Below are 13150 nucleotides of genomic sequence, written 5' to 3' on the forward strand. Positions count from 1 at the left end.
GCCCGCGGCCGCCGCGCCGGCTGCTGCCGCACCGGCGCACGACCCCACGGTCGCGCCCAGCGGCAAGCTGCCGCACGCCTCGCCCTCGGTGCGCAAGTTCGCGCGCGAGCTCGGCGTGCCGCTCGAGGAAATCAAGGGCAGCGGCCCCAAGGGCCGCATCACCCAGGAAGACGTGCAGGGCTTCACCCGGGCGGTGATGAGCGGCGCGGCCAGCACCAGGGCCGCGGCCGCCAAGGCGCCGGCGGGCGGCGGTGGCGAGGCCCTCGGCCTGATCCCCTGGCCGAAGGTCGACTTCGCGAAGTTCGGCGCGGTGGAGCGCCGCGACCTGTCGCGCATCAAGAAGCTCAGCGGCGCCAACCTGCACCGCAACTGGGTGATGATCCCGCACGTCACGAACAACGACGAGGCCGACATCACCGAGCTGGAGGCCTTCCGCGTTGCGACCAACAAGGAGAACGAGAAGTCGGGCGTCAAGGTGACGATGCTGGCCTTCGTGATCAAGGCGATGGTTTCGGCACTGAAGAAGTTCCCCGACTTCAACGCCAGCCTGGACGGCGACCAGCTGGTCTACAAGCAGTACTACAACATCGGCTTCGCGGCGGACACGCCGAACGGCCTGGTGGTGCCGGTGCTCAAGGATGCCGACAAGAAGGGCGTGCTGCAGATCAGCCAGGAAATGGGCGAACTCGCCAAGAAGGCGCGCGACGGCAAGCTCGGTTCGGCCGACATGCAGGGCGGCTGCATCTCGATCAGCTCGCTCGGCGGCATCGGCGGCACGCACTTCACGCCGATCATCAATGCGCCCGAGGTTGCGATCCTGGGCCTGTCGAAGGGCCAGATGAAGCCGGTGTGGGATGGCAAGCAGTTCGTGCCGCGCCTGACGCTGCCGCTGTCGCTGTCCTACGACCACCGCGTGATCGACGGCGCCGCGGCGGCGCGGTTCAACGCCTACCTGGGCCAGGTGCTCGCCGACTTCCGCCGGGTGCTGCTATGACCCCCGAGGCGCCTGCGACGCTTCCCCCTGAAGGGGGCGGCGCGCTCGGGGCGGCCCGGCGCGTGCCCCTATGACGACGGTGGTGGCCGTCCGCAAGGGCGGCCAGGTCGTGATGGCGTCGGATTCGCTCGTGACCTTCGGCGACACGCGGCTGTCGCACCGCGCCGAAGCCAACCAGAAGCTGTTCAAGGTCGACGATGCCGCCGGCCAGAGCATCTTCGCGGTGGCCGGTGCGGCGGCGCACTTCCTGGTGCTGCAGCACGCGCTGGCGGCGCAGCCCGCGGAGGCGCTGCGCTTCGGCAGCAAGGACGAGATCTTCCGCACCTTCACGCTGCTGCATCCGGTGCTGAAGGAGTCGTTCTTCCTGCAGACCAAGGAAGACGAGCACGACCCCTACGAGTCGAGCCAGTTCACGATGCTGCTGGCCAATGCCAGTGGCATCTATGGCATCTACAGCTACCGCGAAGTGTTCGAGTTCAAGCAGTTCTGGAGCATCGGCTCGGGACGCAACTTCGCACTCGGCGCGATGCACGCGGTCTACGACAAGGCGCGATCGGCGCGCGACGTCGCCGAGGCCGGCATTGCCGCGGCCTGCGAATTCGATCGCAATTCGGCCGGTCCGGTCGACTCTCTCACACTCAAACTGAAGGTGTCCAAATGAGCGAAGTACAAGTCAAGGTGCCGGACATCGGCGATTTCGACGAAGTCGCGGTGATCGAGGTGCTGGTGAAGGCCGGCGACACGGTGAAGGCCGAGCAGTCGCTGATCACGGTGGAGTCGGACAAGGCCTCGATGGAGATTCCGTCGTCGGCGGCCGGCGTGGTCAAGTCGGTGGCCGTGAAGGTCGGCGACAAGGTCAAGGAAGGTTCGGTGGTGCTGACGCTGGAGGCCGTCGAGGGCGCTGCCGCGGCACCGGCACCCGCGCCGGCAGCGCCTGCGGCCGGCCCGGCCCCAGCCCCGAAGCAGGCTCCGGCAGCGGCGACCCCGGCGCCGGCCGCCGCATCGAGCTACACCGGCGCGGTCGACCTCGACTGCGACCTGCTGGTGCTCGGCGCCGGCCCGGGCGGCTATTCGGCCGCCTTCCGCGCGGCCGACCTCGGCCTCAAGGTGATCCTGGTCGAGCGCTATGCGACGCTCGGCGGTGTCTGCCTCAACGTCGGCTGCATCCCGTCCAAGGCGCTGCTGCACGTCGCCGCGGTGATCGACGAGGTCAAGCACTTCGCGGACCTGGGCGTCAGCTACGGCGAGCCCACGATCGACCGCGCCAAGCTGCTCGGCCGCAAGAACAAGGTGGTCGGCAAGCTGACCGGCGGACTCGCCGCGATGGCCAAGATGCGCAAGGTGACGACGGTGCGCGGCATCGGCGAGTTCATCGACCCGTTCCATGTCAAGGTGCAGGAAACCAGCGGCGACGGCCAAGCCACCACGGGCAAGTCGCAGACGGTCAAGTTCCGCCATTGCGTGATCGCGGCCGGTTCGCAGGCCGTGCACCTGCCGTTCATGCCCGACGATCCGCGGGTGGTCGATTCCACCGGCGCCCTCGAGCTCGGCATCGAACCGAAGCGCATGCTGATCCTCGGCGGCGGCATCATCGGGCTCGAGATGGGTTCGGTCTATTCGACGCTGGGCGCCCGGCTCGACGTGGTCGAAATGCTCGACGGCCTGATGCAGGGCGCCGACCGCGACCTGGTCAAGGTCTGGCAGAAGCTCAACGCCCCGCGCTTCGACAACATCATGCTGAAGACCAAGACGGTCGGGGCGGAAGCCACCAAGGACGGCATCCGCGTGAGCTTCGAGGGCGAGCAGGCGCCCAAGGAGCCGCAACTGTACGACCTGGTACTGCAGGCCGTGGGCCGCAGCCCGAACGGCAAGAAGATCGGCGCCGAGAAGGCAGGCATCAACGTCAGCGACCGCGGTTTCATCCCGGTCGACATCCAGATGCGGACCAACGTGGCGCACATCTTCGCGGTCGGCGACATCGTCGGCCAGCCGATGCTGGAGCACAAGGCGGTGCACGAGGCGCATGTGGCGGCCGAAGTGATCGCCGGCGAGCAGAAGGGCGACAAGGAGCTCGCCAGCGCGGCCTTCAATGCGCGCGTGATCCCGAGCGTGGCCTACACCGATCCCGAGGTGGCCTGGGTCGGCCTGACCGAAGACCAGGCCAAGGCCGAGGGCGTGAAGATCGAGAAGGGACTGTTCCCCTGGACCGCCTCGGGCCGGGCGATCGCCAACGGCCGCGACGAAGGCTTCACCAAGCTGCTGTTCGATGCCGAGACGCACCGCATCGTCGGCGGCGGCATCGTCGGCACGCATGCCGGCGACATGATCGGCGAGATCGCGCTGGCGATCGAGATGGGGGCGGATGCCTACGACATCGGCAAGACCATCCATCCGCATCCGACGCTGGGCGAGAGCATCGGCCTGGCCGCCGAGGCGGTCCATGGCCACTGCACGGACCTGCCGCCCGTGAAGCGCTGAGCTGCCGGTTGCTGCGGCCACAAAAAATCCCGCCTGGAGCGGGATTTTTTTGTCCGGCGCGGCGCGGGGATGTCAGTCGCCCGAGGCCTTGATCTCGTCCTGGACCGCCGTGACGCGGCGCGCGCCGCTGAATCGGCGCTGCCAGTAGCTGCCGCTCATGTCCTCGACCCGGACCTGGGCGCCGGGCTTGGGCGAATGGATGAACTTGCCTTCGCCGACGTAGATACCGACATGGCTGAAGGCGCGGCGCATGGTGTTGAAGAACACGAGGTCGCCGGGCTTGAGTTCGCTGCGGTCGATCTTCTGGGTTGCGGCGGCCTGTTCCTCCGCGCGGCGTGGCAACAGATGGCCCACCGTCTGCGTGTACATCGCGCGGACGAAGCCGCTGCAGTCGAAACCAGTCTCGACCGTGTTGCCGCCGCGGCGGTAGGGCACGCCCAGGAAACCAATGGCGGTGACCACGAGATCGGAGGTGCGGTCGACGACGGTCTGGCGAACTTGCTGGAACTGGCTCATCAGTCCCTTGTCGACGACCAGCGCTTCGGCGTGGTCATCGGCCCGGTCCAGCTGCGGAGCGGCGTGTGCGGCAAAGGCGAGCAGCAGGCTGGCGGTGAGGAGTAAAAGTCGCATGGCGCGTAGGATATGGACGACACCTCAGGGTGTCAATTTCATGCGGATTCGGGATTTTGCATGTAAATGATTGTCGGGAAAAGGATTTTTTCCTTTTCTCACATACCCAAATGTAAAAGTCACCGTTATGGCTGATAAGTGCTTTGCTCGATGTAATGCAAAAGATTTGCAATTCGGGTTGAAATGGCGATGACCCAGGGTTCACGGTTTCGAAGGAAAACATGAAAGCACTGCCGCACCGGACGAAGCGCAGGAGGGCATTCCGTCTCCTGATGGCGGCCGTGGCGGCCATCGGCGTCGCCCACGCCGCGCCGCGAGCCGAAGTCGTCGCCTCCGGCCTCGAGAACCCCTGGGGCGTGGCTTTTCTTCCGGACGGTCGCTTCCTCGTGACCGAGAGGCCGGGGCGCCTGAGGGTCGTCGGTGCCGATGGCAAGCTCGGCGCGCCGGTGGCGGGGCTGCCGCCGATCGCGGCCGGCGGGCAGGGTGGCCTGCTCGATGTGCAGGTCGATTCCGCCTTCGGCCGCAACCGCACGCTGTACTTCTGTTTTTCCGAGCCCGAGGCCGGTGGCGCGGCCAACGGCACGGCGCTGGCGCGGGCCCGGCTGTCCGCTGACGACAGCCGGCTCGAGGATCTCGCGGTGATCTTCAGCCAGCGCCCCAAGGTGGCGAGCCGCAATCATTTCGGCTGCCGCATCGTCGAGGCGAAGGACGGGACGCTGTTCCTCACGCTGGGCGACCGCTTCAGCCGCAAGGAAGACGCCCAGAAGCTCGACAACCACCTGGGCAAGATCGTGCGCATCGGCAAGGACGGATCGGTCCCTGCAGACAATCCCTTCGTCGGCAAGGCGGGCGCGCTGCCGGAGATCTGGAGCTATGGCCACCGCAATGGCCAGGGCGCCACGCTGGGGCCCGACGGCAAGCTCTGGATGCACGAGCACGGGCCGCAGGGCGGCGACGAGATCAACATCCCGGAGGCCGGCCGCAACCATGGCTGGCCGGTGATCACCTATGGCGAGAACTACGGCGGCGGCAAGATCGGCGAGGGCCTCACGCAGAAGGAAGGCATGGTGCAGCCGCTGCACTACTGGGTGCCTTCGATCGCGCCCTCCGGCATGGCCTTCCTGACCAGCGACCGCTATGGCCCGGCCTGGAAGGGCAATCTCTTCGTCGGTTCGCTGAAGTTCGGCTACCTTGACCGGATCGAACTCAGGGACGGCAAGGTCGCGGCCGAGCACAGGCTGCTCGACGACGGCAAGGCGCGCATTCGCGATGTCAGGCAGGGGCCCGATGGCTTGCTGTACGTTCTGACCGACGAATCCAACGGCAAGCTGATGCGCTTGCTGCCCGAGTGATGGGCCCCCACGCTCGTCACTTCGTGTACTCGCTGCCCCCCGAGGGGGCGCAGGCCGGCTTGGGGCGGCCCGGCGCCGGCCTGCGCCGCATCCGATCGGTGGTACGGTTTGGCCTCACACCGCATTTCCCGAAAGACTCATTCCATGCTGCTCGACGCTTCGCAATCCCAACTGGTCCTGGTCGACTATCAGGCGCGCCTGATGCCGGCGATCTTCGAGGCCGAGGCCGTTGTGAAGAACGCGGTCCGGCTCGGCGAGATGGCCCGGCTGGTGGACGTTCCGGTCTTCGGCACCGAGCAGAACCCGTCGAAGCTCGGCGAGAACCTGCCCGACATTCGCGCCCTGTGCCAGCGCACGCTCGCCAAGATGCATTTCAGCGGCGCCGAGGAGGGCCTCGGCGAATGGTTGCGGGCGCCTGCGAAGGCGCCGCAGGGCAACGCGCGCAGCCTGCCCAAGCACCTGCAGAAGCCGGCCGCGGCCGAGCAGCGCAACACCCTCGTGATCGCCGGTTGCGAGGCCCATGTGTGCCTGCTGCAGACGGCGCTCGACCTGCTCGAGGACGAGTTCGAGGTCTGGGTCGTGACCGACGCCTGCAGTTCGCGGACCGAGCGCAATCGCGATGCAGCTTTCGACCGGCTGGCCGGTGCGGGCGCCGAGCTCGTGACCACCGAGATGGTCGGCTTCGAATGGTTGCGCACGGCCGAGCATCCGCGCTTCAGGGACCTGCAGGCCCTGATCCGCTAGCCTGGCGGTCGGCGCAGTCGCGCAGGCGCCGGCCGCGGTATCAGGGCGGTGCGTCGCGCCGCGGACGCCGGAGGCGCTTGAGATAGGCCTCGCGGACGATCAGCGCCATGGTCTCGACCGGCGTGAAGACGAGCGATGCGCCGCCGAGGACGGCCGAGGCGAAGTCGCCGATCTGGAAGATCGCCGGTGGGCCGTCCAGGGCCAGGAAGCGGCCGATGACGAAGGCATGCAACAGGAAGAGCAGGACGTTGCTCGCCATCACCGTCTTCAGCAGCCGGCTGTTGAACATCGAGGAGCAGATGCCGGCCTGCGCGGTGGAAGCGGCGAGCATCGACATGCCCATCGGGTAGCCCATCGCATAGCCTTGGAGCGCCGCTGCGGCCAGCAGCAGCGAGACGGCCGCGAGCATTGCCGACTTGCGGCGCACCGAAACGATGGCGGCGGAACGTTGGGGATTCACTGGCGCCAGTCTGGGCGAGTGGTGCGCGATTGTGAATCCGCCATAAGGTGGATGGCCGCGGGAGGCCGCGGCGTCAGTGCGCCGCGAGCATCGGCTCCACGTTTCGCCCCTCGGCCTGGGCAATGAGGCGGGCCGTGGCATTGGCCGCCATTTCCAGCCGCCGGACGTCGCGCTCATCGAGATGAGGGCAGGCCTCGAAGCTGAATCCGCACAGCATGCCGTACAGCGTGCCATCCGAGAAGCGGACCGGCACCCCGATGTGGCCGCCGAGCGCTTCGTAATAGAGGGGCAGTCCGTGCGCCGCGCGGACGCTGGCGACGCCGTGCGCCAGCGAGGGCATCCGGCCATCGACGATGCGCTGGCAGATGGTTTCGTCCAGGGGGTGGAACTCGCCCGGCTTGATGACCGCGTCTTCGGTTCTCGACGAGATGTAACGGAACACCCGGCTGCCGTTGATGAACTCGCCGATGAAGACCACCTCCAGCTTGAGCTGCTCGCGCACCACACGCAGCAGGCTGCCGATCGAGACTTCGATCATCCCGCAGTCGCGCAGGTTCGCCGTGACGGTGGCGAGTTGGATCGCCCAATCGGCCGCTGCTTCGGGCCCGGTCTCGAGGATGGTCTTCATGGAGGAAGGATTTTGCCGGCAGGATGCCGCCTTTCGGCGCTTGTTCCAAGCTGAATCGAGTCTTTACCTGTCACTGAGTCGGGTTCCGGCAACAGCTCGTGGTCGGATGTCTGCAATCGTTCTCGTTCCGCGCACGCGAAAAATTCCGGTCGTGTTCATTTGCCTTGAAGGCGCCGGTAGGCGCTGAAATGGCGAATGGCCTGCTTCGGGTTGCCGAGGTGGTCGTGCAGCCTTGCCGCGTTGAAGTGGGCGTCGCCGATGGCGGGATCGATCGTGAGGCAGCGGTCGTAGGCCAGCAGCGCTTCGCGATAGCGCGCGAGATCTTCCAGCGCCACCGCACGGTTGAAATGCAACAGGGCCTCATCGGGGCAGTGCCCGAGGGCTGCATCGTAGAGCGCCACGGCCTCCGCGCAGCGTCCCGATTCGCACAGCAGCGCACCGAGGTTCAGATAGCCGTCGGCGTGCGCGGGTTCGACTTCGAGCAGCCTGGCATAGAGGCGCTCGGCTGCGCCGGGGTCGCTGGACTCGAGGGCCTCGGCCTGCGCGAACAGGGCGCCGGCCTGTAGGGGGGCGGCCGGCTCGCCGATCGCTTCGCGCTCGACGAAGGACACGTTGCCGCGCACCGCCGCGACGTCGAAATCCATCAGCAGCTGACCCGACTCCGCCTCCCATCGGCTGTCGCGATCGTGCACGGCGATCTCGCTGCCGATCGCCGTGATCCGCAGTCCGCTGAGCGGCAACTCGGCCGGCAGCGTGGCCTTGAGGCGTTGCAGCGCGCGCACGATCTTGCGGGTCGGAATGTGAGCCTGTTGCAGCTTGTGGGCGGTGCGCAGCAGGACGACGTCGCGAAACGAGAAGCGGTATTCGTTTCTCGGTCCCCGCGAGGGGCTGACGAAGCCGTGGGCGATCAGCCTCGAGACCGCGCTGCGCGACAGGCCCAGCATGTCCTGGATGCCGCGCAGCGTGTGCGGCGCCTCCGGCGACGGCGCGTTCACTTCCTGGATCGCGTGCGCGCCGGGGCCGCGATCTCGGGGCTCTTCGCGCTGGCCCGCTTCGCGCCCTTGCGCTCCTTCGAGGCCAGCGGCGTGACCTTCTCGGCAGGAGTGCGCGCCGTGCGCTGCCCGCCGCGGGCCAGGCTGGCACGCAGCATTTCGGTGAGGTCGATGATCTGGCCGCCCGCCTCGGATTCGCGTTCCTCGGCGGCGACCACCTGCTTGCCGGCGATCTTGGCGTCGATCGCGGCCAGGATGCGCTGCTTCTCCTCGTCGAGGTACTGCGTCGGCTCGTAGCTGTCCTGGGCGATCTGGTCGATGAGCTGAAGCGCCAGCTGGACCTCCGCGTCCGAAGGCTCGACCTGCTCGATCTCGAGTTCCTTCAGCGATCGCACCTCGTCGGCGTAGAGCAACTGCTGCAGCACGAGGCCCTCTTCGGCTGCCCGCACCTGCACGACGTACTGCTTGCCTTTCCAGGCCCATCTCGCGAGGGCGCAGCGGCCGCTCTTGCGCATCGCGGCGCGCAACAGCGAATAGGCCTTCGCGCCGCGCTTGTCCGGGGTCAGAAAGTAGGCCTTGTCGTAGTAGATCGGGTCGACCGCCTGCTCGGGGATGAAGCTCACGATCTCGATCGCGTGGCTCGCGCTTTCTTCCAGTGACTTCAGCTCCTCGGCGGAGAAGAGCACGTAGCGGTCCTTCTCGAACTCGTAGCCCTTGACCATCTCGGCGCGCGGCACGACCGTCGTCGGGTTCTTCTCCGACACGTATTGCTGCTTGACGCGGGAGCCGTCCCTGGCGAGCAGGTTGAACCTGACCGTGCCGCTGCTCTCGGTAGCGGAATAGAGCTTGACCGGAATGGAGACCAGACCGAATCCCAGGGACAGGGACGCGATCGAACGAGCTGCCATGCCTACCTCCAAGGACGGGGCGATGCCCCCAGGGTGCGCAGGATGCCACTTTCCGAGGGCTTCGAACAGAGGGGCCATCGCGGCCTTGCCGCTGGGCTGGGCCCCCGATACGCCGATTTTCATGGCGCCAGCGTGAAATCCGACCGGTTGCAAGCCACCGCATGCTCCGGATGGGGTATGTCCTTGACTTGACCAAACTTGCAGACTGGCGTCACAACGCAACGAGGAGGTCCATGATGGAAATCGCGCTTTGGCTTTGGATAGGCATCGGCGTCGGCACCGCGGTGATGGGGGTCGCCTGGCTGCTGGTGATGCCGCTGTGCCGGAACTCGAAGCTGCTGAACGAGCGGATGGCGGACCAGTCGACGCGCTCGGCCGAACTGGTGAAGGAATGCTCGGCCACGCCGGCTCGCGGCACGTCCTTGGGCCGCTTGTCGACGATTCGCTGAGCCGTCATCGCCGCTTCGAAAGAGCGGCAGGCGCTTTGACCCCGGGCGGCCCTGTCGCTGGTAGGGGAAATCACGAAGCAGCTCGCCAGGCAGTTGCCCGCCTGATTCCGGCGTGCGAAAGCGCAGGCGTGCCGCCCTATGCCTGGCGTGGCACAATCCTGGGTGTACTCAGGCCCTTCCCCAGCCACAGTCGCATCCGCCAATCGGTCCAGCCGTGTCGCGGAAGGTTTCTTAACCAGCTAGTGCTTCCTTCAGGGAAGCGAAGGTCAGCGGAATATGAGCGATTCCTCGTCGACGGCTTCGTCCGTCTACAGCGCCTACCAAGGCAACACCTACCTCTTCGGCGGCAATGCGCCCTATGTCGAAGAGATGTACGAAAACTACCTCTCCAATCCCGGCAGCGTGCCCGACAACTGGCGTGCGTACTTCGACGCGCTCCAGAACGTGCCTGCCACCGACGGCAGCAACGCCAAGGACGTGCCCCACCTGCCGGTGGTCAACGCCTTCGCCGAGCGCGCCAAGCAGGGCACCACCAAGGTGGTGGTGGCCAGTGGCGCCGACTCCGAGCTCGGCCGCAAGCGCACTGCCGTCCAGCAGCTGATCGCCGCCTACCGCAACGTCGGCGCCCGCTGGGCCGACCTCGACCCGCTCAAGCGCGCCGAGCGCCCGGCGATCCCCGAGCTCGAGCCGTCGTTCTACGGCTTCGCCGACGCCGACCTCGAGACGGTGTTCAACACCAGCAACACCTTCTTCGGCAAGGAGACGATGTCGCTGCGCGATTTGCTGAATGCGCTGCGCGAGACCTACTGCGGCACCATCGGCGTCGAGTACATGTACATGACCGACCAGAGCCAGAAGCGCTGGTGGCAGCAGAAGCTCGAAAGCGCCCGCACCAATCCGAAGCTCTCGGCCGACCAGAAGAAGCGCGTGCTCGAGCGGCTCACCGCCGCCGAAGGCCTCGAGCGCTTCCTGCACACCAAGTACGTCGGCCAGAAGCGTTTCTCGCTCGAAGGCGGCGAGAGCTTCATCGTCGCGATGGACGAGCTGATCAACCAGGCCGGCATCGCGGGCGTACAGGAAATCGTGATCGGCATGGCCCACCGCGGCCGCCTCAACGTGCTGGTCAATTCGCTCGGCAAGCTGCCGGCCGACCTGTTCGCCGAATTCGACCACACCGCCCCCGAAGACCTGCCCAGCGGCGACGTCAAGTACCACCAGGGCTTCAGCTCGGACGTGACCACGGGCGGCGGCCCGGTCCACCTGAGCCTGGCCTTCAATCCCTCGCACCTCGAGATCGTGAATCCGGTGGTCGAGGGCTCGGTGCGCGCCCGCATGGACCGCCGCGCCGACCCGCTCGGCAAGCAGGTGCTGCCGGTGATCGTGCACGGCGACGCCGCCTTCGCAGGGCAGGGCGTCGTGATGGAAACGCTGGCGCTGGCCGAAACGCGCGGCTACTCCACCGGCGGCACGGTTCACATCGTGATCAACAACCAGATCGGCTTCACCACCAGCGACCCGCGCGACAGCCGCTCGACGCTCTATTGCACCGACATCGTCAAGATGATCGAGGCGCCGGTGCTGCACGTGAACGGCGACGACCCCGAGGCCGTGGTGCTCGCCACGCAATTCGCCCTCGAGTTCCGCATGGAGTTCCAGAAGGACGTGGTGGTCGACATCGTCTGCTTCCGCAAGCTCGGCCATAACGAGCAGGACACGCCGGCGCTCACGCAGCCGCTGATGTACAAGAAGATCGCGCAGCATCCCGGCACGCGCAGGCTGTATGCCGACAAGCTGGCCGCCCAGGGCCTCGGCGACACGCTCGGCGACGACCTGGTCAAGGCGCAGCGCGCGGCCTTCGATGCCGGCAAGAACACCTCCAACCCGGTGCTGACCAACTTCAAGAGCAAGTACGCGGTCGACTGGAGCCCCTTCCTCAACAAGAAGTGGACCGACGCCGGCGACACCGCGATCCCGACCGCCGAATGGAAGCGGCTGGCCGAGCGCATCACCAGGGCTCCTGGGGGCTTCACGGTGCATCCGCTGGTCAAGAAGGTGCTCGACGACCGTGCCGCGATGGGCCGCGGCGACGTCAACGTCGACTGGGGCATGGGCGAGCACATGGCCTTCGCCTCGCTGGTGGCCAGCGGCTATCCGGTGCGCCTGTCCGGCGAGGACAGCGGCCGCGGCACCTTCACGCACCGCCACGCGGTGCTGCACGACCAGAACCGCGAGAAGTTCGACGAAGGCACCTACGTGCCGCTGCAGAACGTGGCCGACAACCAGGCGCCGTTCGTCGTCATCGACTCGATCCTCTCGGAAGAAGCCGTGCTGGCCTTCGAATACGGCTACGCATCGAACGACCCGAACACGCTGGTGATCTGGGAAGCCCAGTTCGGCGACTTCGTCAACGGCGCGCAGGTCGTGATCGACCAGTTCATCGCCTCGGGCGAGGTCAAGTGGGGCCGCGTCAACGGCATCACGCTGATGCTGCCGCACGGCTACGAAGGCCAGGGCCCGGAGCACAGCTCGGCGCGTCTCGAGCGCTTCATGCAGCTGGCGGCCGACACCAACATGCAAGTGGTGCAGCCGACGACGGCCAGCCAGATCTTCCATGTGCTGCGCCGCCAGATGGTCCGCAACCTGCGCAAGCCGCTGATCATCATGACGCCGAAGTCGCTGCTGCGCAACAAGGACGCGACCTCACCGCTGTCCGAGTTCACCAAGGGCGCCTTCCAGACCGTCATTCCGGACAACAAGGAACTGAAGGCCGAGAAGGTCAAGCGCGTCATTGCCTGCTCCGGCAAGGTCTACTACGACCTGGCGAAGAAGCGCGAGGAGCGGGACAGCGACGACGTGGCGATCATCCGCGTCGAGCAGCTCTATCCGTTCCCGCACAAGGCCTTCGCCGCCGAACTCAAGAAGTACCCGAACCTGGTCGACGTCGTCTGGTCGCAGGACGAGCCGCAGAACCAGGGTGCCTGGTTCTTCGTGCAGCACTATATCCACGAAAACATGCAGGAAGGCCAGAAGCTCGGCTACTCCGGCCGTGCCGCTTCGGCATCGCCGGCGGTCGGCTACTCGCACCTCCACCAGGAACAGCAGAAGGCGCTGGTCGACGGCGCGTTCGGCAAGCTCAAAGGCTTCGTGCTGACCAAGTAACAGGATCGACCTGATCCATCTCCACAAGAAACACGAAGCGAGCAGATTCAAAAATGTCCATCGTAGAAGTCAAAGTCCCCCAGCTGTCCGAGTCCGTGGCCGAAGCCACCATGCTGCAGTGGAAGAAGAAAGCCGGCGACGCCGTCGCCATCGATGAAATCCTGATCGAGATCGAGACCGACAAGGTCGTGCTCGAGGTGCCGGCGCCGGCCGCCGGCGTGCTGGCCGAAATCGTCCAGGGCGATGGCGCCACCGTCGTCGCCGATCAGCTGATCGCCAGGATCGACACCGAAGGCAAGGCCGGCGCGGCCGCGCCCGCAGCGGCTCCGGCCGCGGCGCCGGCGGCAGCACCGGCA

The 13150-nt window shown here is 66.7% G+C and carries 13 protein-coding genes; 8 read left to right on the forward strand and 5 right to left on the reverse strand.

Annotated elements, in window-relative coordinates:
- The 3 genes from AC1DYD_RS39880 to lpdA all read left to right on the forward strand — a co-directional run.
- Positions 1-994 (forward strand): 2-oxo acid dehydrogenase subunit E2 (locus AC1DYD_RS39880; RefSeq protein ID WP_478178240.1); only part of this gene is annotated, 994 nt, incomplete at its 5' end.
- 70 nt (positions 995-1064) lie between these two features.
- The gene (locus AC1DYD_RS39885; protein WP_478178241.1) at positions 1065-1655 is read left to right on the forward strand and encodes an MFS transporter; all 591 of its coding nucleotides are present in this window, start codon (positions 1065-1067) and stop codon (positions 1653-1655) included.
- On the forward strand, positions 1652-3472 hold the full coding sequence (lpdA, locus tag AC1DYD_RS39890; protein ID WP_478178242.1) for a dihydrolipoyl dehydrogenase: 1821 nt from the start codon (positions 1652-1654) through the stop codon (positions 3470-3472). The genes AC1DYD_RS39885 and lpdA overlap by 4 nt, the downstream gene beginning before the upstream one ends.
- Before the next feature lie 72 nt (positions 3473-3544).
- Here the strand turns inward: lpdA and AC1DYD_RS39895 are convergent, their stop codons facing one another.
- A complete protein-coding gene (locus tag AC1DYD_RS39895) occupies positions 3545-4102 on the reverse strand; it encodes a C40 family peptidase (protein WP_478178243.1) in 558 nt (185 codons plus the stop codon).
- A 272-nt stretch (positions 4103-4374) separates the two neighbouring features.
- Here AC1DYD_RS39895 and AC1DYD_RS39900 point away from each other — a divergent pair, with 272 nt between their 5' ends.
- The gene (locus AC1DYD_RS39900) at positions 4375-5454 is read left to right on the forward strand and encodes a PQQ-dependent sugar dehydrogenase (RefSeq protein WP_478178252.1); all 1080 of its coding nucleotides are present in this window, start codon (positions 4375-4377) and stop codon (positions 5452-5454) included.
- 144 nt (positions 5455-5598) lie between these two features.
- A complete protein-coding gene (locus AC1DYD_RS39905; protein ID WP_478178244.1) occupies positions 5599-6198 on the forward strand; it encodes an isochorismatase family protein in 600 nt (199 codons plus the stop codon).
- 40 nt (positions 6199-6238) lie between these two features.
- On the opposite strand, the gene AC1DYD_RS39910 is transcribed toward AC1DYD_RS39905, so the two are convergent.
- From AC1DYD_RS39910 to ku, 4 genes are all read right to left on the reverse strand, one after another.
- Positions 6239-6658, reverse strand: a complete 420-nt coding sequence (locus AC1DYD_RS39910) for a hypothetical protein (protein WP_478178245.1) — start codon at positions 6656-6658, stop codon at positions 6239-6241.
- Between the two features lie 73 nt (positions 6659-6731).
- Entirely contained in the window at positions 6732-7286 is a 555-nt protein-coding gene (locus tag AC1DYD_RS39915) for a GAF domain-containing protein (protein WP_478178246.1), read from the reverse strand.
- A gap of 155 nt (positions 7287-7441) precedes the next feature.
- Positions 7442-8281: a tetratricopeptide repeat protein gene (locus tag AC1DYD_RS39920; protein ID WP_478178247.1), complete on the reverse strand. Its 840-nt coding sequence runs from the start codon at positions 8279-8281 to the stop codon at positions 7442-7444.
- Positions 8278-9186 (reverse strand): non-homologous end joining protein Ku, encoded by a 909-nt coding sequence (gene ku, locus AC1DYD_RS39925; RefSeq protein WP_478178248.1) that lies wholly within the window; start codon positions 9184-9186, stop codon positions 8278-8280. Before ku ends, AC1DYD_RS39920 begins: the two co-directional genes overlap by 4 nt.
- A gap of 233 nt (positions 9187-9419) precedes the next feature.
- Between ku and AC1DYD_RS39930 the strand changes: the two genes are divergently transcribed.
- From AC1DYD_RS39930 to AC1DYD_RS39940, 3 genes are all read left to right on the forward strand, one after another.
- The gene (locus tag AC1DYD_RS39930; RefSeq protein ID WP_478178249.1) at positions 9420-9635 is read left to right on the forward strand and encodes a hypothetical protein; all 216 of its coding nucleotides are present in this window, start codon (positions 9420-9422) and stop codon (positions 9633-9635) included.
- 276 nt (positions 9636-9911) lie between these two features.
- Positions 9912-12794 carry a 2-oxoglutarate dehydrogenase E1 component gene (locus tag AC1DYD_RS39935; RefSeq protein ID WP_478178250.1) on the forward strand — a complete coding sequence of 961 codons (2883 nt, stop codon included), beginning with the start codon at positions 9912-9914 and terminating at the stop codon, positions 12792-12794.
- A gap of 53 nt (positions 12795-12847) precedes the next feature.
- On the forward strand, positions 12848-13150 hold a 303-nt coding region (locus AC1DYD_RS39940; protein WP_478178251.1), incomplete at its 3' end, for a biotin/lipoyl-containing protein.

The organism is Variovorax sp. P4_B11, from assembly GCF_056402355.1.